At 67.7% G+C, this 19,920-nt stretch carries 24 protein-coding genes; 11 read left to right on the top strand and 13 right to left on the bottom strand.

Annotated features, from left to right (window positions below; translation table 11 throughout):
• Nucleotides 1–33: 33 nt before the first annotated feature.
• Nucleotides 34–426, top strand: a complete 393-nt coding sequence (locus NMLP_RS09735; RefSeq protein WP_015409942.1) for a DUF5820 family protein — start codon at nucleotides 34–36, stop codon at nucleotides 424–426.
• Nucleotides 427–1,206: 780 nt separating this feature from the next.
• Here NMLP_RS09735 and NMLP_RS09730 read toward each other — a convergent pair.
• Genes NMLP_RS09730 through NMLP_RS09715 form a run of 4 tightly spaced genes read right to left on the bottom strand, consistent with a single transcriptional unit; the run spans nucleotide 1,207 to nucleotide 4,782 of the window.
• Nucleotides 1,207–2,559 carry an NAD(P)/FAD-dependent oxidoreductase gene (locus tag NMLP_RS09730; protein ID WP_015409941.1) on the bottom strand — a complete coding sequence of 451 codons (1,353 nt, stop codon included), beginning with the start codon at nucleotides 2,557–2,559 and terminating at the stop codon, nucleotides 1,207–1,209.
• A gap of 60 nt (nucleotides 2,560–2,619) precedes the next feature.
• The gene (locus tag NMLP_RS09725) at nucleotides 2,620–3,156 is read right to left on the bottom strand and encodes a cob(I)yrinic acid a,c-diamide adenosyltransferase (protein WP_015409940.1); all 537 of its coding nucleotides are present in this window, start codon (nucleotides 3,154–3,156) and stop codon (nucleotides 2,620–2,622) included.
• A gap of 54 nt (nucleotides 3,157–3,210) precedes the next feature.
• Complete coding sequence (locus NMLP_RS09720) at nucleotides 3,211–4,041, bottom strand: aldo/keto reductase (RefSeq protein WP_015409939.1); 831 nt, start codon at nucleotides 4,039–4,041, stop codon at nucleotides 3,211–3,213.
• Between the two features lie 36 nt (nucleotides 4,042–4,077).
• Nucleotides 4,078–4,782 carry a helix-turn-helix domain-containing protein gene (locus tag NMLP_RS09715; protein ID WP_015409938.1) on the bottom strand — a complete coding sequence of 235 codons (705 nt, stop codon included), beginning with the start codon at nucleotides 4,780–4,782 and terminating at the stop codon, nucleotides 4,078–4,080.
• 108 nt (nucleotides 4,783–4,890) lie between these two features.
• Here NMLP_RS09715 and NMLP_RS09710 point away from each other — a divergent pair, with 108 nt between their 5' ends.
• The 3 genes from NMLP_RS09710 to NMLP_RS09700 are packed head-to-tail and all read left to right on the top strand — an operon-like array spanning nucleotide 4,891 to nucleotide 6,753.
• Nucleotides 4,891–5,559 (top strand): metal-dependent hydrolase, encoded by a 669-nt coding sequence (locus NMLP_RS09710; protein ID WP_231857231.1) that lies wholly within the window; start codon nucleotides 4,891–4,893, stop codon nucleotides 5,557–5,559.
• The gene (locus NMLP_RS09705; protein ID WP_015409936.1) at nucleotides 5,559–6,254 is read left to right on the top strand and encodes a metal-dependent hydrolase; all 696 of its coding nucleotides are present in this window, start codon (nucleotides 5,559–5,561) and stop codon (nucleotides 6,252–6,254) included. The genes NMLP_RS09710 and NMLP_RS09705 overlap by 1 nt, the downstream gene beginning before the upstream one ends.
• On the top strand, nucleotides 6,247–6,753 hold the full coding sequence (locus tag NMLP_RS09700) for a GNAT family N-acetyltransferase (RefSeq protein ID WP_015409935.1): 507 nt from the start codon (nucleotides 6,247–6,249) through the stop codon (nucleotides 6,751–6,753). Before NMLP_RS09705 ends, NMLP_RS09700 begins: the two co-directional genes overlap by 8 nt.
• 255 nt (nucleotides 6,754–7,008) lie before the next feature.
• Here NMLP_RS09700 and NMLP_RS09695 read toward each other — a convergent pair whose 3' ends face one another.
• Entirely contained in the window at nucleotides 7,009–7,845 is an 837-nt protein-coding gene (locus NMLP_RS09695; protein WP_015409934.1) for a TatD family hydrolase, read from the bottom strand.
• Between the two features lie 253 nt (nucleotides 7,846–8,098).
• Here NMLP_RS09695 and NMLP_RS09690 point away from each other — a divergent pair, with 253 nt between their 5' ends.
• The gene (locus tag NMLP_RS09690) at nucleotides 8,099–9,013 is read left to right on the top strand and encodes a sensor histidine kinase (RefSeq protein ID WP_015409933.1); all 915 of its coding nucleotides are present in this window, start codon (nucleotides 8,099–8,101) and stop codon (nucleotides 9,011–9,013) included.
• Between the two features lie 27 nt (nucleotides 9,014–9,040).
• On the opposite strand, the gene NMLP_RS09685 is transcribed toward NMLP_RS09690, so the two are convergent.
• The gene (locus NMLP_RS09685; RefSeq protein ID WP_015409932.1) at nucleotides 9,041–9,328 is read right to left on the bottom strand and encodes an amphi-Trp domain-containing protein; all 288 of its coding nucleotides are present in this window, start codon (nucleotides 9,326–9,328) and stop codon (nucleotides 9,041–9,043) included.
• 118 nt (nucleotides 9,329–9,446) lie between these two features.
• Between NMLP_RS09685 and NMLP_RS09680 the strand changes: the two genes are divergently transcribed.
• The 4 genes from NMLP_RS09680 to cmk all read left to right on the top strand — a co-directional run bounded on the left by NMLP_RS09680 (nucleotide 9,447) and on the right by cmk (nucleotide 11,899).
• Nucleotides 9,447–10,271 (top strand): YqcI/YcgG family protein, encoded by an 825-nt coding sequence (locus tag NMLP_RS09680; RefSeq protein ID WP_015409931.1) that lies wholly within the window; start codon nucleotides 9,447–9,449, stop codon nucleotides 10,269–10,271.
• Nucleotides 10,264–10,830, top strand: a complete 567-nt coding sequence (locus NMLP_RS09675) for a cysteine hydrolase family protein (RefSeq protein ID WP_015409930.1) — start codon at nucleotides 10,264–10,266, stop codon at nucleotides 10,828–10,830. Before NMLP_RS09680 ends, NMLP_RS09675 begins: the two co-directional genes overlap by 8 nt.
• A 139-nt stretch (nucleotides 10,831–10,969) precedes the next feature.
• Nucleotides 10,970–11,167 carry a hypothetical protein gene (locus tag NMLP_RS09670; protein ID WP_015409929.1) on the top strand — a complete coding sequence of 66 codons (198 nt, stop codon included), beginning with the start codon at nucleotides 10,970–10,972 and terminating at the stop codon, nucleotides 11,165–11,167.
• A 114-nt stretch (nucleotides 11,168–11,281) separates the two neighbouring features.
• A complete protein-coding gene (cmk, locus tag NMLP_RS09665) occupies nucleotides 11,282–11,899 on the top strand; it encodes a (d)CMP kinase (protein ID WP_015409928.1) in 618 nt (205 codons plus the stop codon).
• A 112-nt stretch (nucleotides 11,900–12,011) separates the two neighbouring features.
• Here cmk and NMLP_RS09660 read toward each other — a convergent pair whose 3' ends face one another.
• The 3 genes from NMLP_RS09660 to NMLP_RS09650 all read right to left on the bottom strand — a co-directional run bounded on the left by NMLP_RS09660 (nucleotide 12,012) and on the right by NMLP_RS09650 (nucleotide 14,087).
• Nucleotides 12,012–12,383, bottom strand: a complete 372-nt coding sequence (locus NMLP_RS09660; protein WP_015409927.1) for a 30S ribosomal protein S8e — start codon at nucleotides 12,381–12,383, stop codon at nucleotides 12,012–12,014.
• 54 nt (nucleotides 12,384–12,437) lie between these two features.
• Nucleotides 12,438–13,265 carry a phosphorylase family protein gene (locus tag NMLP_RS09655; RefSeq protein ID WP_049926414.1) on the bottom strand — a complete coding sequence of 276 codons (828 nt, stop codon included), beginning with the start codon at nucleotides 13,263–13,265 and terminating at the stop codon, nucleotides 12,438–12,440.
• A 93-nt stretch (nucleotides 13,266–13,358) separates the two neighbouring features.
• On the bottom strand, nucleotides 13,359–14,087 hold the full coding sequence (locus tag NMLP_RS09650; protein WP_015409925.1) for a hypothetical protein: 729 nt from the start codon (nucleotides 14,085–14,087) through the stop codon (nucleotides 13,359–13,361).
• 114 nt (nucleotides 14,088–14,201) lie between these two features.
• On the opposite strand from NMLP_RS09650, the gene radB reads away from it, so the two are divergent.
• On the top strand, nucleotides 14,202–14,912 hold the full coding sequence (gene radB / locus NMLP_RS09645; protein ID WP_015409924.1) for a DNA repair and recombination protein RadB: 711 nt from the start codon (nucleotides 14,202–14,204) through the stop codon (nucleotides 14,910–14,912).
• Nucleotides 14,913–14,932: 20 nt separating this feature from the next.
• Here radB and NMLP_RS09640 read toward each other — a convergent pair whose 3' ends face one another.
• The gene (locus tag NMLP_RS09640; protein WP_015409923.1) at nucleotides 14,933–15,589 is read right to left on the bottom strand and encodes a ribonuclease HI; all 657 of its coding nucleotides are present in this window, start codon (nucleotides 15,587–15,589) and stop codon (nucleotides 14,933–14,935) included.
• A 184-nt stretch (nucleotides 15,590–15,773) separates the two neighbouring features.
• Here NMLP_RS09640 and NMLP_RS09635 point away from each other — a divergent pair, with 184 nt between their 5' ends.
• A complete protein-coding gene (locus tag NMLP_RS09635) occupies nucleotides 15,774–16,730 on the top strand; it encodes a phytoene/squalene synthase family protein (RefSeq protein WP_015409922.1) in 957 nt (318 codons plus the stop codon).
• A gap of 9 nt (nucleotides 16,731–16,739) precedes the next feature.
• Here NMLP_RS09635 and cruF read toward each other — a convergent pair whose 3' ends face one another.
• From cruF to NMLP_RS09620, 3 genes are read right to left on the bottom strand one after another with little or no spacing between them, the layout of a single operon-like run.
• Entirely contained in the window at nucleotides 16,740–17,567 is an 828-nt protein-coding gene (gene cruF, locus NMLP_RS09630; RefSeq protein WP_015409921.1) for a bisanhydrobacterioruberin hydratase, read from the bottom strand.
• Nucleotides 17,560–18,438 carry a prenyltransferase gene (locus NMLP_RS09625; RefSeq protein ID WP_015409920.1) on the bottom strand — a complete coding sequence of 293 codons (879 nt, stop codon included), beginning with the start codon at nucleotides 18,436–18,438 and terminating at the stop codon, nucleotides 17,560–17,562. The genes cruF and NMLP_RS09625 overlap by 8 nt, the downstream gene beginning before the upstream one ends.
• The gene (locus tag NMLP_RS09620) at nucleotides 18,435–19,913 is read right to left on the bottom strand and encodes a phytoene desaturase family protein (protein WP_015409919.1); all 1,479 of its coding nucleotides are present in this window, start codon (nucleotides 19,911–19,913) and stop codon (nucleotides 18,435–18,437) included. The genes NMLP_RS09625 and NMLP_RS09620 overlap by 4 nt, the downstream gene beginning before the upstream one ends.
• Nucleotides 19,914–19,920: the final 7 nt, after the last annotated feature.

Here is a 19,920-nt window from a genome sequence, read left to right as displayed (position 1 = left end):
GACTGTAATGGACGTCGAGGGCGAACGGAACGTATGCTCGACGCGGCGGCGCTCGGTTCGGGATGGACCGTCTGGAACGCCGACTCCGACCGGGCCGTGGCGGCGTACCGGCCCGATGTTTTCGACGGCTCGGCGTTTCCGGCCCCGTGTCTGCCGACGGTGTACGTCACCCGCGGCCGCCGGACCCGACGCCCCGGGGGGAACCGTCACCTTCCGCCGGACGCGCCCTGGGTCGTCACGCTTCGTCTCGAACCCGACGTGGAACGCGCCCCGGACACGTACGACGAACGGGCAACGGCGGTCGAGGCGGCCGAGCGGCTGACGGCCCGCTTCTCCGCGGGTGAGCTCGACTACCGTTCGACGTATCAGCTACCCCGGGAGCCGTATTTGAACAAGCTCGACGAGCTGACGGGGCGAGGGCGGTAAACTACCCTACCCCACCCTGCCTCACTCTACCGCGCTCGGGGCTACTCGCCTCCCGTTTGTCGGGGTGGGGGGTCCCGTTTCTGTGCCGGCGCCTGGATCCGGCGTGGACACAGCAGTTCCGGACGCCGCAGACGGCTTGTTTTATATTACGATCAGAGCCGACCGGACGTCGATCCGGAAGGGCTCGCTCGAACAGTAGATGAGGTATTCAATCAGTACGGAACAGCAGGACTCAAGAACCAACTAGTTGATCTCGGAGAATGGTACGGCTGGTTTCACGAGTAACGCTCTTTTGTAGGAGATTGTTGATACAGTCGTTGCTAGCTGAGTGGGAACACTAACCGACTTTCTAAGCACCTCTACCGCGGACTCCCAATTTGATTCACGCACCCGCAAATCGAACGACTGCAGTCCATCAACAATGTGCTACACAATAGCGTTCTGAATAAGCAGCAGCCGTGGTGGGCTGCTACTAGTAGATTGTCGCCCGGAACACTAACGTCCGACCTCATCCCAGGCTGTGTGCCACGGTCGGTCGGCTAACCCTCGTGCCGGGCGGGTCGCGCCCACGGCGCGACCGAGTGTCGGGACGGCGCCAGCCGTCGAGGCGGGCGTCGTCGAACGCGTATCGCACACCCGGGTTCTCCGAGCGGTCATCGCTGCCCGTGGGGGCTGCTCGGTCGGGGACTAATGGTGCGCACCGGTGGATACGCCCCCACGTCGTAATGTTCTTTCGGGTCCGGGGGAGGGTCGATCGGGAGGGTATCCGGGCAGCGCCGGTCAGACGGCGTACTCGTCCTCGAGGATCTGTGCGTACCGACCGCTCCGGTAGCCAAACTTCCGGAGGGTGTACTCCGCGAAGAGCTTCACCCCCGAGACGCCGGTCCGGACCGATTCGCGGGGGGTGATCCCGTCGTCGTCGACGATGTCGTCGACGAGGCCGAACAGCCGATCCCAGTCGTCCGGCCCGTAGCCGCGGACCATCTCCGCGAAGATGCAGTTCCGGCGGACCTCCGGGCCAATCGCACGGTGCCACTCGGCGTTGTACGCCCGGAGCGCGCCCAGCGCCGCGAGCCGTCCCGCGATCGAGCCGGTCCGGACCGCGACGTGGTCGCCCCCCTCGTGGAACGCGGAGGTCGCACCCATCGCGCCGCCGACGACCGCGACGTTCGCTCGCGTCGGGGACTCGATCGGTCGGGTCGAGGAGATCGGATACGTCTCGGTACCGCCGGACTTTCCGCGATCCGTTCGCAGCGGGAACTCCTCGAGGTCGTACTCGGGGTACACCGTTCCGAGGAGGCGCTCGATGTAGGTGCCACCCTGGGGGATCCGCTCGTCCTCGGGCCGCAACAGCCGATAGCGCTCGCGGTCGTCGACAGAGTCGAGATCGAGGTCGATCGGCATCGTCAACCCGACGCGCGCGACGCGGCCGTCGTTGGGGAACACCCACGGGTAGGCGGTGTGCCCCGGCATGTACCCCCACCAGAACTTGATCCGGTCGTCCTCGAACAGTTCGGGGGGGAGTTCTCGGTACTCCTGGTAGGCGATGTGGTTCGCCCGGCGGGTTTCGAGGCGGTCCATCGCCGTCTCCGGGAGCCAGCGCCCGAGCACGCGCCCGGTGACCGTCCGCTGGGGGCCGTCGGCCAGGATGAGATACTCGGCCTCGATCTCGGTGCCGTCGCGGAGCGTCAGCGTGTGGGACGGCTCGCCAGTCAGCGACGTTTCGACGCCGGCGACGCCGGCTCCGACCCGGTAGTCGGCTCCGGCCCTCCGCGCCCGTTCGCCGAGCCAGTCGTCGAAGCGCGCCCGGTGCATCGTAAACCCGAAGTTGGGGTACGTGGAGTCGATCCCCGTCTCGGTCAACGCCAGGGTCTCCGTCGGACCGATAAACTCCGCGGCCGAGAGTTCGCGGTGTTTGACGTGTTCGGGGATGGGCTCGTCGAGGTCCATGATGTCGACCCAGTAATCCAGGATGCCCGCCGCGTCGGTCGAGTCCGGACCGCGACCCGCCCGGTCGGCCCGGGGAACCCCCTTTTCGAGGACGACGACGTCGGCCCCCTCGCGGGCGGCCGCGTAGCCGGCCGAGGAGCCGGCCGGACCCCCGCCGACGACGGCGACATCTACGCGTTGCATACTCTGTTTCGGGATCCGGCGGGGCTTAAAAGGATTGAACGGACACGGCCGGGGGCGACGTCAGTACGTCGGCGACTCCTCGGGGACGCCCTCTCGTTCGTTCAGCACGCGGGCGAACACAAAGAGCGCGTCGGAGAGCCGGTTCAGGTACGCGATGGCGGCGTCGTTGACCGGCTCGTCGGCCGCCAGCGCAACGGCGCGGCGTTCGGCGCGCCGACAGACCGACCGAGCGTGGTGAAGCCGCGCCCCGACGTCGCTGCCGCCGGGCAGGATGAAGCTCTGGAGCGGTTCGAGTTCCTCGTCGAGGCGATCCATCCAGTCTTCGAGTTTCTCGACGTGGTGTTCTTCGATGTGCGGCGAGTCGGGATCGTCCGCGTTCGGGCTCGCGAAATCCGCCTGAATGATGTGGAGGTGGTTCTGTATCCCCTGGAGCCGTTCGTCGACGTCGTCGTAGCCCGACGGGCGCGTCAACCCGATGAGGCTGTTGACCTCGTCGACGGTCCCGTACGCCTCGATCCGGGGGCTCGTCTTCGAGATCCGGGACATGTCCCGGAGATCGGTCATCCCCTCGTCGCCGCGGCCGGTGTAGATCTTCATCGCTGTCGTGATATTGCGCCCCGGAAAGGTAAATCTATGCAGGAGCGAGAACGCTCACGAGCAGCCGAGCTCCCGGAACCGGCTCCTGAGGAAGCCGGCGGCGGCTCTGGCTCTCGACGGCTGTCGGATCCGCTCCATCTCGTCGTCGTCCAACACGAAATCGAAGACATCGCAGTTCGCGGCGATGTGCGCTCGGCTCGTCGCCTTCGGGACCGTTATCACGTTCGGCTGTTGGACGAGCCAGCGGATGGCGACCTGTGCGGGGCTTTTTTCATATCCCTCTCCGATGGCTTCGAGCACCGGATCGTCCACCACCCCGCCGTGGGCCAGCGGCGAGTAGGCGGTCACGAGGACGTCGTGAATCCGACAGTAATCGAGCAGTTCGGTCTGGGACCAATAGGGGTTGTATTGGACCTGATCGGTCAGGATTCCGTGCTCGGAGAGCTCTCGGGCGCGGTCCAGCCGGTCGATATCGAAGTTCGAGACGCCGACGTGTTTGACCGTCCCCTCCTCGACCAGCTCGTTCATCGCGGCCAGCGTCTCCCGGAGCGGCGTCGTTACGTTCGGCCAGTGGATCAAGAGCAGATCGACGTACGACGTGCCGAGTTTCGCGAGGCTCTCCTCGGTCGAGCGGCGCACCCCATCGTAATCGCGGTTACCGCGCCCGAGTTTCGTCGTCACGAAGACGTCCTCGCGGTCGACGTCGCTGTCGCGGAGCGCGGCTCCGACCTGCCGTTCGTTGTCGTACTCCTGGGCGGTGTCGAGGTGGCGATAACCGAGTTCCAGCGCCGTTCGAGCCGCCTCCCGACACCGGTCGCCGGTCAGCCGCCACGTGCCGAGTCCGACCGACGGAACGTCGACACCGCCGGCTGTCGTCGTGTCCATACCCGGGGTAGGGGCGCGACTCGCATAACTCCCGCGTCAGGGGAACTCCCGGAGCGCCTCGAGGGTCGACTCGATCGACACCGCAGTCGTCGCGAGCGAGACGCCGTCCGCTCGAGCGAGCGCCGGCGCGTGCTCCCAGAGGTCCGCCCCATCCAAGCCGTGGAGGACGACCGCCGACGGCGTCGGCGTCACGACCCGCAGCGCAACGAGCGGCGACTCCCCCCGCGTGACGTTCGTGAACACGAGCGCGCGGTTCGTCGACTGGCCGTAGAGCCGGTAGAACTCCTCGCTGGAGAGCCGCTTGATCGCCTCGACGCTGTTTATGATAGTGTGGCCCGCGATCGTCTCGGCGCTACCAGATACGACCGTCTCGGCGCCGATGGCGTCATAAAAACGCGAAAGCGAGACCGTCGCCGAATACTCCCGGAGGTCGTAGACGACGTCCTTGTCGAACCCCGCCGACAACACCCTGGCGTGTTGGCGGACGCGGTCCCCACCCCGCCGTTCGTCGATGTCGAGCAGCGATTCGACGACCCGGCTGACGACCCGAATCCCGGGGTTCTCGCGCCGGCCGCTCTCGTAGTCGGAGACGACCGACGCCGAGACGTCGAGTTCGTCCGCGAGTGTCGTCTGCGCCACGCCGAACTCCTCGCGCCACTTCCGCAGCGTCGCCCCCGGATCCTCCGACAGCGTCACCTCCCCAGCGATTCGCTCGGCGAGTTCCGCACGCGGGTCGCGCATACGTCTCCAATGTGCCCCCCGGCGACATAAGAGTGCCCTCACGGCGCGCGGCCGACGCATCGCTCGCCGGACACCGCCCGCTGGCGGTGGGGGATCGCCAGCGGGTTTATGACGACTGGAATCCAGTTCACTGTCATGCCGCCGACGCTCGTGGCCGCCGCCGTCGGTGTCCTCCTCGCGGTTGCGCTCCTCGGACCGGCGTTCGACCGTCGCTCCGTGGCGGTCGTCGTCGCCGTCGCCGCGGTGCCCGACCTCGATCTCGTCTTCGTCCTCGTCGGCCCCGGCGGGCCGAACGCGACGTTTCACACCGTCTTCCTCCCCCTGCTCGCGGCGGCGGCGCTGTACTGCGACACCCGAATACGCGGCGCGTCGAGGCTCGCCGATCGGTACGGCCCCTACGGGGTCCGGGTGGCGTGGGTCGCCGTCGCCGCCCTCGCCGTCGCGGGGATCGGCGTCGACGCGTTCAGCTCCGAGGGCGTTGCGCTGTTGTATCCGCTCTCGGATCGGTACTACGCCATCGTCGGCGGGTTCCTCCTCTCGACGCAGGACGGGGTCGTCCAGACCTACGTGACGGTCGCCGACGGGTGGGTCGAGGTGTCCTCGCCGGGGACGCTCGACACCCACACGATCCCCTCCCCCCTCGCTCCCGGCGACGACCGGCGACTCCGGATCGTCGAAACCGGCGAGCAGGCCGTCCTCGTCGCGACGGCGCTCGTTTCCCTCCCGGCGAAGTGGCTCGTCGAACGGCGCGATCGTTCGAGGAGGGCGCGGTCCTGATGCCCTCGTCGGTCGTCCACGCTGCCCTCGCGGCGGCGCTCGCGGTCGGACTCCTCGGGCGGTTCTACGACCGCCGGGCGCTCGCCGTCGTGCTCGTCGTCGTCGTGGTCCCGGAGGTGGACACGGCACTCGGATTGGTGATGGCGGGCGCCCACCGAACCGTCCTGCATACGATGGTCGTCTCGGCGGTCGTCGCCCCCCTGCTTTACTGGGAGACGACCCGCGCGGACTCCGCGATCCGGAGCCGGTGGGGCGCCCGCGGCGTCCGGATCGCGTGGGTCGGTCTCCTCGTCCACGCGTTCGCCCACGTCGCCCTCGATTGGACGCACTTGGAAGGGATCAATCTCCTCTGGCCGGTACTGGATCGGTTCTTCACGCTCGAGGGCGAGATGTATCTCTCGGCGTCGGAGGGGTTCGTCCAGACGTTCGTCGACGTCGGCCGCGACCCCGAAACCGGCCGGAGCGTGATCGACGCGGGACAGGGCGGCACGCGGGCCGAGACGCACGTCTCGAACCCCGCCCAGCCCGATCCCGAGCCGGACCCCGGTCCCGTCGACCGCCGCTTCCCGGTCGCCGTCCGCGGGTGGCAACTCCACGTCCTCCTCACCGGCGCGTTCGTGGTACTCGCACGACGGCTCCAGTCCGATCGGCTTAACCGGTGCGGCGACCGGTCGGACAGTGTATCCGATGACTGACGCGACGATCCGCCCGTACGATCCGACGGCCGACCGCGACCGGCGGGCGCTTTGGGACCTCAAGCGGGGCTTCGAGACCGGGATCGGCGAGGCGACCGGCGGCGAAGACAAATCGAGTCGATACGAGTCGAAGCTGACCGAGAGGTACCGACGGCGGTGGCTGGCGTGGGTCGAGCGCTGTATCGACGACGAACCGCGTTGTCTCTCGTTGGCCGAAACCGACTGCGGGCACGCAGTGGGGTACGTCTTTTTGTTGCCGGAACGGCTGTCGTTCGTCTGGGACGCGGCCGTCGTCAACGAACTCTACGTCGTCCCCGAAGAGCGGAGCGAGGGCGTCGCGGACGCGCTGTTCGAGCGCGCCATCGACGTCGCCGAAGGCCAGGCGCTGCCGCTCAAGCGGCTCCTGCTCGACGTCGACCGGGACAACGAGCGCGCCCGACGGTTTTACGACCGATACGGCTTCAAGCCGTGGGGCGATATCGTTGCCCGCGAGCTGTGAGTTCGCGGCGACGGCCGGGTACCGGTCGCCGGATCCGGTGTTCGCGGCGACGACCCCGCCGAACGAAGCGAATACGGCCGGGAGAACGACCCCGGCCAGAACGACCGCCGGGACCCAGCTCCGGTCACCCGCTGGACGCAGCGCCGCATCGAGCCCCTGCGGGGACACCCGGAAACGACCGCGGCGGCGGCCGAACACACCAGATGCGGCGGCGCGACGAACTCTCGAATCACCCCGAACGCCGTCCGGAGCGGCTCACCCCAGCGTGGCTTCGGTGTCGATCCCGTAGACGCGGGCGGGCGTCTCGACGTGAGCGCGCCGGAGGGCCGCCCCGTGTCCCGCTTCGGCGAGCGTGGCGGTTCGTCTCGGGACGGTCTTGGGACCGAGCACCGCGCCGGGACGGTCCGGGTCGTCGATGAAGTCGGTCTCCATGAGGAAGGGCCACGCACCGCCACAGGCGCGCTCGAGGTCGTCCTCGTGGGAGATGACGCTCGGGATCGGCCCCTCGACGTAGCCGCCCGAGTAGTGCTTGACGACCTGCTCGCGCGTGAGCCCTTCGGCTTCGGCCCACTCGGCGACGGTCTCGAAGTCCTCGCCGCCCTCCGTGTGGAGCTGGACGGCACAGCCGACCTCGGCGGCGCGGGCGAAGGCGTGCCGCATGACCTCGTTCGAAGCGTCCCACACCGCATCCGAGACGTCGTAGTGGGGGCGGCCGGACTTGATCGCGAGCGCCGACCCCGAGGCGACGTACTCGGCGGCGATGTCGATGCCGGCCTTCATCAGGTCGGCGGCACCCCCGGGGGCGTAGCCTCGCTCGAGCAGTCGCGAAATCAACGCCGGATGGACGCCGAGGACGGGACGCGCCTGCCCGGGGAGGACCTCGTCGGCCGATTCGGTCACGCCGACGGTGAGATCGAACGTCTTCCGGAAGCCGTCCTCGTCGTCGACCTCGCCGACGAGGTCCCAGGAGGGCTTGTTGAGGACGTGCAAGTGCGTCCCGCCGGCGCGTTCGAACTCCTCGGCGGCTTCGACCCCCCGCCCGTTGATCGGGTCGAGGTGGAGGTGGTTGTCGAGCACAGGGCCGTCGTACATACGGGGGCTTCGGCCGGCGATTTAATATGGGTTGTCGTCCCGCCCGATGAGACGTTCGGGGATTCGAGCGCGTGGCCGGGTGGCGCGTCGGGTCGAGTGGGGTGATGCGTCGGGTCGGGTCGGGTCGAGTGGGGTGATGCGTCGGGTCGGGTCGGGTCGAGTGGGGTGATGCGTCGGGTTGGACCCCCCGACCGCCGCCCGCGTCCGGGGTGCAACCATTATTAATATACGTGTCACTACTGATACGGTCAGTATGCAGTGGTTCGAGCGTATCCCGCTCGTCACTCCGTTGCGAGGCGCTGTCATCTATGTGATCTGTGGGTTCGTCTGGATCGGCGCCAGCGACCAACTGCTCTTTGTGATCACGCCGAGCGCCCGGACACTGACAATTCTTCAGACGATCAAGGGCAGCGCCTTCGTCGTGTCCTCGGGCGGGCTCATCTACATCATCGCGAAGGCGCAGTATCTGCAGTTAGAGCAACTCACAGACCGGATCCGAACGGAGATCCAACACGTCAGTATCCTTCATCGCATCCTCCGGCACAACCTCCGGAACCAGGCGTCGATCATCGACGGGCACCTCTCGGAGATCACGCCCCACGTACCCGACGCGGAACAGGAGTCGATCCGGGAGATGGAGACCGCCCTCGAACGACTCGTAGACCTCAGCGACAAGATGAGCCGGCTGAACAACGAACTCTCGGGCGGCGACGTCGCGAGGGCGACGTTCGATCTCGGGGCCTGCATCGGAGACGCTGCCGATGCCGCCCGACCACAGTACCCGGACGCGCGGATCGAGACGGACCTGCCGGAGGAGGAGATGCCGGTCGTCGGCCCGCGAGCGTTCGAATGGGTGTTGGACGAACTCCTCGAGAACGCTGTCGTCCACAACGACAAGCAGACGCCGCAGGTTTCGGTTTCGGCCGCGGAGAGCGCAGACGGCAAGCACGCCACCGTTCGCGTCTCGGACAACGGTCCCGGGATGCCACCTGTGGAACGGCGACTCGCCCTCGACGAGCCGGAGACCCCGCTGGAACACTCCGAGGGGGCCGGCTTGTGGGTCACCCGTCTCCTGGTCACGCTCTCCGGTGGGGCGTTCGACATCCGGAGTGGCGACACGCCGGGGACTACGATCGAGATCACGCTGCCGACACCCGACGCCGCGTAATGCCTTGGGGGTCGATCGCTCGCCGCCTCACTCGATCGTCAGTTCGCCGTCCTCGCCGCCGTCCTCACCGCCGTCCTCGTCCCACTCGAGTTCGAGTTCGATGCTCAACTCGCCGGGCGAGCCAGCCGGTCCCTCCCGTTCGGCCTTGACCTCGAACGTCGGCCGAGCGGGCGGTTCCATCGTCACCGACTGCTCGCCAGCCCGAAGGGTGATCGCCCTGCCTTCATCGAGGGAGTCCGCGACGGTTCGGAGATAGGTCGCGATCTCGGATCGGCTCTGCTTGCTCTCGGACTCGAAGAGGACGTCCTCCGGCATAGGCGACGCTACAACGCATGCATATATAAACGCCGCGACTCGATATATAAGTATCTCGAGGGTATTTATAAACGATTTGAACCGTTGGATAGAAGCCGATCGGTCCCGAACCGTGGACATGACCGACCGCATCGTCGGTGGCCTTCGAACCCAAGCGACCGTCGAGTCGCGGGTCGAATCGGGGGCCGCCCCGGCGTGGGTCCGCGCCCACTGGAACTCCTTTCGCGAGGGACTTCTGGGCCGACGCAACGACACGCCGTTCCCCTGTTTTTTCGGCGCCGAATCGGTCGCGAACGGCGACCCGCTGTACACCGCGGTCCCCTCGACGACCGACGCGGGGGCTCTGCTCGGCCTCGGCGAGACGCTCCTCGAGTACCTCGACGTCCGAACCGATCACAGCGACCGCGCCTCGCTCGTCGCGTTCTTCCGGCCGCCCGACCGGACGCTCACGGAGGCCGAGTATCACGACACGCTGTGGCATATCCTGCAGTTCCTGCACGTCCACGACCCGGAGCCGTGGCCCGAGGACATCCCGACCGAACCGGACGACCCCCACTGGGAGTTCTGTTTCGGCGGCGAGCCGATGTTTCCCACCTGCCGCGCCCCCTTCTACGACGACCGGAAGAGCCGTTTTTGTCCGATCGGTCTCGAGATCACCTTCCAGCCGCGGGCGCTGTTCGAGGAACTCGGCGTGACCGCCGACAGGGCAGCGGGCCAACACGCCCGCGACGTCATCCAAGAACGGCTCGAATCGTACGACGGCGTCTGCCCGCACGCCGACCTCGGCGACTGGGGCGTCGAGGGCGACCGCGAGTGGCCACAGTATATGCTCGCCTCGGACGACGCCCAGGCCCCCTCGTCGTGTCCGATCACCGTCACCCGCGAGCACCCGAAGTCCGACCGACTGCTCGGGGAACGCCGGAGTGCGGGGTCACATGTCTGACCCGATCAGATCGGAGTCCGCGGTTCTCGTGTTGGTCGATTTCCAACGGGGGTTCGACGACCCCGCCTGGGGCGACCGAAACAACCCCGACGCCGAGGCGAACGCGGCGCGGCTCCTGGCGGCGTGGCGCGACCGAAACCGCCCGGTCGTCCACGTCCGACACGACTCGACGGCGCCCGACTCGCCGTTGCGGCGAAGCGAGCCCGGCTTCGCGTACAAGTCGGGACTCGAACCGGCCGACGGCGAGGCCGAGTTCGTCAAGCGCGTCAACGGCGCGTTCGTCGGGACGGAACTGGAGCCGTGGCTCCGCGAGCAGAGACACGATACCCTCGTCGTCTGCGGGCTGACGACCGACCACTGCGTCTCCACGACGGCCCGGATGGCCCAAAACCGCGGGTTCGGGGTCGTCGTGGTCGCCGACGCGACGGCGACGTTTCCGCGGTCGGTCGGCGACGACCGCTTCGACGCCGGAGTTACCCACCGCACGGCGCTCTCGCAGCTGGACGGCGAGTTCGCGACGGTACTGACCACCGAGCGAACTCTCGAGGCGTTCGCGTAATGTCTCCCGTCGTCGCTACCGGCCCTCCGGCCGTCCGTTTCGGTCCCTCGCTCGCTGCTCTCGGTCCCTCGCTCGCCACTCTCGGTCCCTTGGCCGTCCGTTTCGGTCCCGCGAGCCTCCGATACCGAGGGGATCGCCGGTGACCGACCGGCTGGTCGAGCGCGGGCCGATCCGCGCTGCGACGTTCTTCGCGCTCGCGTTCGTCCTCACGTCCGCAGGCGGCGTCGTGATCGGCGAGCCCCGGGTCGGCGTCCGGTGGGGGATCGGCCTCGGCGTCGCTTTCGGCGTGTTCGCGTACGTCTTTCTCAGGCCGACCGGCGGCCCGGACGGCGGGTGACCGTCCGGAGCCACCCGGGCCCCACTCCGTCGCCTCACCCCGTGCCGGCGCCGGCGTCTCGCGTCGGGCCTCGCAAGCGCCTCGTTTATTAATTCGCCCCCTGAAGAACCGTGCATGTCGGAACACGACAGCGGAGCGCCGGCGATCGATTCGAACCTGTTTGTGACGGTGTCCGGGCCGCCCGGCTGCGGTGCGACGGCGCTCTGTACCCGCCTCTCGGAGGCGATGGACTGCCCGTACGTCTCCGGCGGCGACATCTTTCGGGATCTCGCGACGGATCGCGACATGACGCTGACGCAGCTGACAGCGGAGGCGCAGGGCTCCGAAAACATCGACCGCGCGCTCGATCAGCGCCTGCTTTCGATCGCCGAGAAGTGGGGCACGACCAACCGGTCGTTCATCCTCGAGTCGCGGCTGGCCGGATGGCTCGCGGGGAACCGCGCCGACCTCCGGATCTGGCTCGACGCCCCCGAGGAGGTCCGCAGAGACCGGATCGCAGACCGCGAGGAGACGGCCGCCGAAATGAGCGTCCGGGAGGTCAACGAGGCCGGTCGCTACCAGTCGTACTACGACATCGACATCGACGATCGGGCGTTTTACGACTTCCAGATCAACACCGCTCGCTGGAGCAAGGCCGGGGTACTCGAACTCGTTCGGGCGGCCATCGAGACCTACGACCCCGACGACGACGAGGGGGCCTTCGAGACGGCCGCCGTCGATATCTCCGAGTGACGCCGCGACAGAGGGGTCTCGACGCGACCGGCTGTTTACGAGTCCCGAAAAAAGCGGCCGACCCTCGCGGTTCCGGTGTAACACCCGACTCATCGCCGCCGCCGCGGCGGATTCAGCCCTCGAGGCGAACCGCGTTGACCTGGCCGTCCTGGCCGGGGCGGGAGGTGACGCGGGCGCGGCCGGCGCCAGTATCGATGACGGCACCCTTCGTGATGATGTTTCGTCGGACGTAGTTCGGGTTCGAAGCGTTCTCGACGACGTCCTCGATGGTCGCGCGCTCGACGCCGTCGTCGGTCGCGACGCTCGCGACGTCCGTCTCGACGGCGCGGACCTTCTCGTTGCCGCCGTGGGTCTCGACGACTTTCAGCTGCTGTTCGCCGACCTGTGTCTCGGTGGGCGCGGAGCCGAGTTCGTGTTTGCGCTTCTTTCGGACGGTTCGCCGACGGCCACCGGTTCGTTTCTTCGTGGATCGAGCGTGGTTCATATACGTGACGTGTCCGGGCGCGTACTTGAATGACTCGGGTTGGGACCGCCGGTGTCAGGGTAGTTGATCGTCGACGATAGCGCGTGCGACCGCGACGGCGTTCTCGAGGCCGGTCTCGAACCCCGCCTCGAACCCCGAGGTGAAAAACGACTCCCTGGCGGATTCCCCGCCGGATTGTCGGTCGTGGTTCGAGACGCCACGGACGCTGAGATACCGATCGGCGTGTCCGAACCGGGCGAGCGCGCTCGCCGTGCCGACGTCCTCCATCTCGGTCACGAGGTACGGCTCACAGCCGTGTTCGGCGGCGAGCCACGACGCCTCCTCGGCCAGCCGGCGGCCGTGCCAGAGCTCGTCGCCGCAGAGGTTCGTCCCGGTGAGGACCTTCGGGGCCGCGTCGGCGCTCTCGGCGCCCCGGAGTGTGACCCCCTCGGCTAGCGATTCGGCCCGCGAGACCAACTCGGGATCGAACTCGAAGGCCCCCCGGTCGGTGTAGGGATCGACGGCGATCGGCACCGACCCGTCGCCGTCGGGATCGAACCGGCACTTGTCGTCCCAATCGAGCAGTCTGTCGGCGAGGACGACCGACCCGGCCGGAAGCTCCGGCGGTCCGCCGGCGACGCCGACCGAGCAGACGAGTGCCTCGCCGAGGTCGACCGCCTCGCTCGCACACAGCGACGCCGTCGTCGTCGCGGCAGCGGTCTTGCCGATCCCCGTCGGAACGAGACCGAGACCGTCGTCGGTGTATTGAAGCGGGGCGGACAGCCCCGGCAGGTCGATCGCGCCCTCGAACTCGCGGTCGTGCCGCCAGGGCTCGGCCTCGCTCGGGACGCCCTCGAGATCATCGAACGCCGGCAACACGAGCGCGCGAAGCGCGATGGGCATATCGTCCGATCGGCCGCGGAAATCAAAAGGGGTCGGGTCGCCTCCCTCGCAGTCTTCCGCCCCGGCCACCGTCTCCGGCCGGGCGCTCAGGGACTACCCGTCGTTTCGGTCCCGGTGGCGACGGCGCGCCGCAGCCATCGACAGCTCCCCGAGCGCCACCTGCCGGGCGAGTTCCGCGTCGATCGCACGCTGGTCGTCGCCGCGCTCTCTGGAGCGTTCCTGTATCGATTTGATCTCCCCGGGCGTCGGCTCGACGTCACGCGATTCGACCGTCTCGCCCTCGATACGCGCGATATTGACCGCCGCGAGCACGTCGCCCGCGCGGACCCCCCGGCCCTGATACGGCGTCGTCCCCGTCTCGTCGACGAGCTCGATCGGCGGTCCCTCGATCGCGTCGATCAGGCGGGCCCCGCGGAGGCGCGCGCCGTCGCCGATCCGAACCAGCGGGTCGACCGCCCCTTCGAGTTCCCGCTCGACGACGTCGGGGGTCTCGGCGGCCGGCACCTGAAACGCCGCGACGACGGTGTCCCCGGAGAGGACGGCGATCCCGGGGCGGTCGCCGGGGTCGATCCCCACGATCGTCCGCCCGTCCTCGCCGCGGAGTTTCGCGAGCGCAGCCTCGACCGCCTGCCGGGGACGGTCGGGAGACGCCCGAACCGTCGGCATCGGCGGATACTCGTCTTCGGGGCCGACGACGGCGACGGCTGCCTCGTCGGGGATCTCGTCGCCGGGTTCGACCGTCTCGAACCGGACGTCCCGGTCCCGCAGTTCGGCCACCACGCCGTGGTACACCTCGAAGTCCGCCGTCGCGACGACGATCACTGCCAGGTCGGTACGCGCAGGGGCGTCTTAACTTCGAGGGTGTGCGTTATCCGGCGGGGCGGACCCGACGGACGGGTACGTGGGTTTTTAACCGAACACGCCGAACGCTGTGGTGTGAGCGAGCCGATTCCGACGGCGTGTGCGTCGATCGATGCGTTACTCGGCGGCGGCCTCGAACGCGGGGTCGTCACGCAGGTGTACGGCCCGCCGGCATCGGGGAAGACGAACCTCGCGTTGTCGGCGGCGATCCGAACCGCCGCATCGGGTGGGACGGCGCTGTATATCGACACGGAGGGCATCTCGCTGGACCGGTTCGAAGCGCTGGCACGCGCTGTCGCCGATACCGACACCGACGACGTCGAGTCGATCACGAGCCGGGTGATCGTCTCCGACGCCGTCGACTTCGCCGAACAGCGCGAGGCCGTCCAGGACACTGGCGACTTCGCCGAGCGAGCCGACCTGATCGTTCTCGACAGCGCAACCGGGTTCTATCGGCTCGAACGCGATAGCGACGACGAGGGGGAGACGCTTCGAACCGTCGCCCGACAGGTGACACACCTGCTCGCGCTGGCGCGGCGACACGACATCGCGGTCCTCGTTACGAATCAGGTGTACGCCGACCCAGAGGGCGACAGCGGCCGTCCCCGACCGCTCGGCGGGCACACGCTGACCCACTGGTCCGGGGTCGTCCTCAGACTCGAGCGGTTCCGTGGCGGGAATCGGCGGGCGACCCTCGAGAAACACCGGTCGAAGCCGGCCGGCGAAGCCGCCCGCTTCCGGATCACGGAGACGGGTCTCGACGCAGTCGACGAGACGACCGTCTAAACCGGCACGCCGGCGTCAGATCAGTCCGACGCCGGCTCCCCGCCGCGCCGGTCACGGTTGGCCCGCGACGGCGGCGGGTAGACGCCCTCGCCGGACACCCCGGCGCGTCCGTCGGTCGCGGGCAACACACATCGTTCCGGTTCGCGGTTGACGTGTCTGTACTGGTCCGGCGCGTTCGCGAGCGGGTGTGCGGGGTTGTCGGCGCTATCGATCCGCGCAGCGCGGAGCTCGTCGAACCCGGCGACGCGGGCGCGAATCCCGCGCCAGTGGTGGCTCGTCCCTCGCGGCACGTTGAACGGGTGTGGCGGCCTGGTATCGGGGCCCCGGCCGGCGAGGATGGCCCGGTTGACGTTGGCCGCCAAGTCGTCGTGATCGACGAGGACGCCGACGCGAGTCGTCCGCGGCGTGCGCGCGGCGAGCACGTCCAACCCGAGGTGTAGTGCCCGGTACTCCGCGATGTTGTTGTTCGGCACGGCGTCGGGCAAGGAGAGCCGGGCGACGCGTTCGCCGCCGCGTGTTTCGATGACGACGCCCAGCCCGCCGTCGCCCTCGGTGCGATAGGAGCCGTCGGTCGCGATATAAAAGTCCCGACAGTGCGTGCGAGGGGGGTGTGCGATGTGCGGCGTGGGCGATTCGTCGAACAGGTTCCGCAGTGCCGGCCGGCTGTAGGCGGCCATACGACGTGTTGGTTCCCGTCGTTACATAAATCCATGGCCCGACCCCCGGAGTCGCCGAGGCACGCTCGGACTCGAGACCTCCGAACGACGTGCGGTCGGGTCCCCCGACCGCAGCCGGGTACCGGCACACCTGTGCCGACGCACAAACACCTAAGGTATCTGCGGCCGTACACCCAAGCGGTAAATGGTCGACTCGACCCAGCTTGCGGAGAGCAAATCCATACATCGAGAGACCGGGAAGACCTTTTATTATGCGACTCGGCTGCTCCCCGAGCGTGTCCGCCATCCGACGTACGTCTTGTACGCGTTTTTCAGGGTCGCCGACGAAGTCGTCGACAACCCCGAGGGGTCGAGCCCGACCGAGCAACACGATCGGCTACTCGAGATCCGCGAAGCCGCGCTGGGACACGAACCGACCGACGACCCCGTTTTGGCGGCGTTTTCCGAACTTAAAGACCGCCACGGCATCCCCGACGAGGAGGTCGAGACGTTCATCGACGCGATGCGAACCGACATCGAAAAGTCCCGGTATGAGACCTACGACGAACTCGAGACGTATATGCGCGGGTCGGCCGCGGCGGTTGGCGTCATGATGACGATCATTATGAAGACTGGTGACGGCGAGTCGGCGCTCCCGAAGGCGCGACGGCTCGGCGAGGCCTTCCAGCTGACGAACTTCCTCCGCGACGTCGGCGAGGACATCGTCGACCGCGACCGGATCTACCTTCCGAGAGAGACGCTCGACGCCTACGGTGCCGACCCGGCCGATATCCAAGCCAGACGCTTCACCGAGGAGATCGGGATGGCGATCGAACACGAGATGCGACGTGCCGAGGGGCTCTACCGGGAGGGGGTTTCGGGGATAAAATACCTGCCGATGGACTGTCAACTCCCCGTCCTCACGGCGGCGGTGCTCTATGCAGACCACCACCGGCTCATCCGCGATCGAGAGTACGATACGGTTACGGCGACACCTTCGATCGGCACGCTCCGAAAGCTCACGCTGGTCGCGAAGACACGGCTGTACTGGGCGTGGAACAAGGACCCCGAGACGGTCTTCGCGAAGGTGAGCGAAATCCCGACCGTCGAGGAGGACCCGGCGCCGAGGACCCGCCCCGGCGATCCGGTTCCGATGGGATGACGTTGTATGTCACCGCCCCGGGAAGTCGAACCGGTCCGTCCGCCACAGCCCGTATCCGAACAGCGCAGCGAGCAGCGCCGCGATCCAGTTGCCGAAATAGACGTTGACAACCCCCCACAGCACGACGAAACTGACTAGGTCGTCGAGCATGAACCGACAACGCTCGAGCCGCGCAAACAGTTTCTCGCGGTCGAGCGCGCGGTCGAGGACGCCGACGGCGACAGCCGCGGAGAGCACCCAGCCCGCGTAGTTGCTCCACGGGACGCCGTAGTACCAGCCGCCGGCGTCGTAGGCCCAAAACCCGAGCGAGACGGCGGCCGGATCGAGCGCGAGATCCATCCCGACGACGGCGGTGACGACGACCGGGAGCCGGACCGCGGTCCGGTCGGCAAGGGACCCGAGCACCAACAGACACAGTAGGTAGGCGTTCACGACGAGCGGAAGGAAAAAAAGCGGGAGCGCGGCCGGCACCGCCCCGCCGATCATCGGCCCGAGGTTGACACCGTACTCGAAGGTGCCGTACGGATAGCCGGTGGCTATCCCAACGGTCTCGATCGCGTACGTGTACCCGCACAGAGCGAAGAGGCCGACCGCCGCCCGCCGGGTGACGAGCGGCGCGACGCCCGCGACGAGCGGTAGCCGCATCACGGCGACGCCGAACAACAGCAGATAGGCGTTGAAGTTCAGCGGTCCCGGCAACAACGCCTCGGCAGAGGCCAAGAGCGTGAAGGCGCCGACCGCGGGGAAGACCACGGCGATGGTGAAGCGGTTGTCCTCGACGACGCCGTCGAGTCGTCGTTCGAGACGGCCCCGTGCTGGCAGTTCGACGCTAGCCATACAGCATCACCCACAGCGCGGCGAGCGTCAGTGCCGTCCCGGCGGCGGTGTTGAGCACCGGGAACCACCAGTAGGCACGCTCGACCGAGACGGGCGAGACGGCGACGAACGTCACGAAAACCGGGTAGACCCCGAGCACCGCAGCGAAAAAGGGGTGGACGGTGCCGAACACCACAGCGGCGGCGAGCCAACAGAGCCCACAGTAGAGATACGTCCGGGACTCCCCGAGCGCCGTCGCCGTCGTCTCGATGCCCGCCGCCCGGTCGGGTTCGATGTCGGGAATCGCAGAGAACGTGTGCATCCCCATCGTCCACAGCCACCCGCCGAGAACCGCGGCCGGTGGCGGTGCCGATCCGGCGATCGCCGCGTACGCGACGACGCCGGGAAGCACGTAGAGCCCGTTCGAGACCGAATCGAGAAACGGCGTCGTCTTGAACCGCAACGGCGGGGCGCTGTACTCGACGGCGAGAAACAAAAACGCCGCCAGCGCGACGACGCCGGCGGCGGGCAACGACGGGACGAACGCCACTGCCAGCGCGCCGGTGAGCGCAACGAGACCGGGGACGACACGGCCGCCGCGGTATCGAACCTCCCGTCCTGTCTCGTCCTTTTTCGGGTTGCCAGCGTCGACGTCGGCGTCGAAGACGTCGTTGACGCCGTAGAGGAATACGTTCGCGGGCAACAAAAAGTACGCGAACAACGCGACGGCGAGCGGAGCGAACAGCTCCCCGGGGGTTCGAGCCGCGTAGGCGACGCCGACCACGACGGGGCCGGCGAGATACAGCCAAAACCGGGGCCGCGAGATCCGGAGTAGATAGCCTGCGGTCGTCCGCTCGCTCGGCAAGAAGCGATCCAGAACGGGTTGGGTCATGTAGCGTCGTCGATGAGGGCGTTGGCGGTGTGCTCACCGCTTATCAGACACATCGGAACGCCGATTCCGGGGGTGGTGTACGAGCCCGTATAGTAGAGCCCGGGAGACGCCTCCGAGCGGCGCGACGGGCGGAACAGCGCCGTCTGTCGGAGGGTGTGCGCGAGGCCCAGCGCCGTCCCCTGTACGCTGTTGTACCGGTCGGCGAACTCCGAGACCGAGAACTGCTCCTCGAAGACGATCCGGTCGCGCAACTCGACGCCGGTGTTTTCGGCGATATCGTCGAGAACGAGGTCGCGGTACCACGTCCGGACCGCCTCGGTGTCGTCGAGTCCCGGCGCGATCGGCACGAGCGCAAAGAGGTTCGAGTGCCCCTCGGGGGCGACGCTGTCGTCGGTCTTCGAGGGGACACAGAGGTAGTAGGCGGGATCCTCGGGCCAGGCCGGATCGTCGAATATCTGCTCGAAGTGTGGGTCCCAATCGGTCGGCAACACGAGCGTGTGGTGTTCGAGCGGTTCGACGTCGCCCTCGACGCCGAGATACAACAGGAACGCAGAGGGAGAGTACGTCCGCGACTCCCAGTAGTCGTCGTCGTACTGGCGTTCGTGTTCGGGCAGGAGTTCGCGCTCGGTGTGGGCGTAGTCGGCGTTGCTGACGACGTAGTCGGCGTCGAACGCCCCGGCCTCGGACTCGACGGTGAAGCCGTCGCGGCGGTTGAGGATCTCGGTCGCCTCGGCGCCGGTGACGTACTCGACGCCCATCCCCTCGCCCAACTCGACGCAGGCGTCGACGACCGATCGGAGGCCGTTCTCGGGGTAGTAGACGCCGAGGTTGAAGTCGACGTGGCTCATCATGTTGTAGATTGCGGGCGTGTTGGTCGGCGCGCCGCCGAGAAAGACCAGCGTGTACTGCATGATCTGTCGGAGCTTCGGGCTCTCGAAGTAGTCGGCGACGTAGTCGTCCATCGTCCCGAGCAACTGGAGGCCGATCGGGGCCGCACGCATCACGTCGAGATCGACCCAATCGCGCAGCCGGGGGCGGTCCTCGTAGATGAACTGTTCCATGGCGACCCCGTAGTGCTCCTCCGAGGTGTCGAGGTACTCCGCCAAGGCGTCGCCAGCTCCCTGTTCGTAGGAGTCGAACAGGTCGTACATCTCCTCGCGGTCGGCGGTGATGTCGACGGTGTCGCCGTCCTTGAAGAAGATCCGGTAGTGGGGATCGAGGCGTTCGAGATCGTAGAAGTCCTCCGGAGCGTGGCCGAAGTGGTCGAAAAACCGCTCGAAGACGTCGGGCATCAGATACCACGAGGGACCCATATCGAATTTGAACCCCTCGGCTTCGAGCACGGACGCGCGCCCGCCGAGACCGTCGTTCTTTTCGAGGACCGTGACGTCGAACCCCGCATCGGCGAGATAACACGCTGTCGACAGGCCGCCGAACCCCGAACCGACGACCGCGACGGAGGGAGATTCGTACATACGGTAC

The sequence above is a fragment of the Natronomonas moolapensis 8.8.11 genome (assembly GCF_000591055.1).
Classification (GTDB): Archaea; Halobacteriota; Halobacteria; order Halobacteriales; family Haloarculaceae; genus Natronomonas; species Natronomonas moolapensis.
The sequence above is the reverse complement of the archived record's forward strand: the minus strand, read 5'-3'. Positions and strand labels throughout refer to the sequence as shown.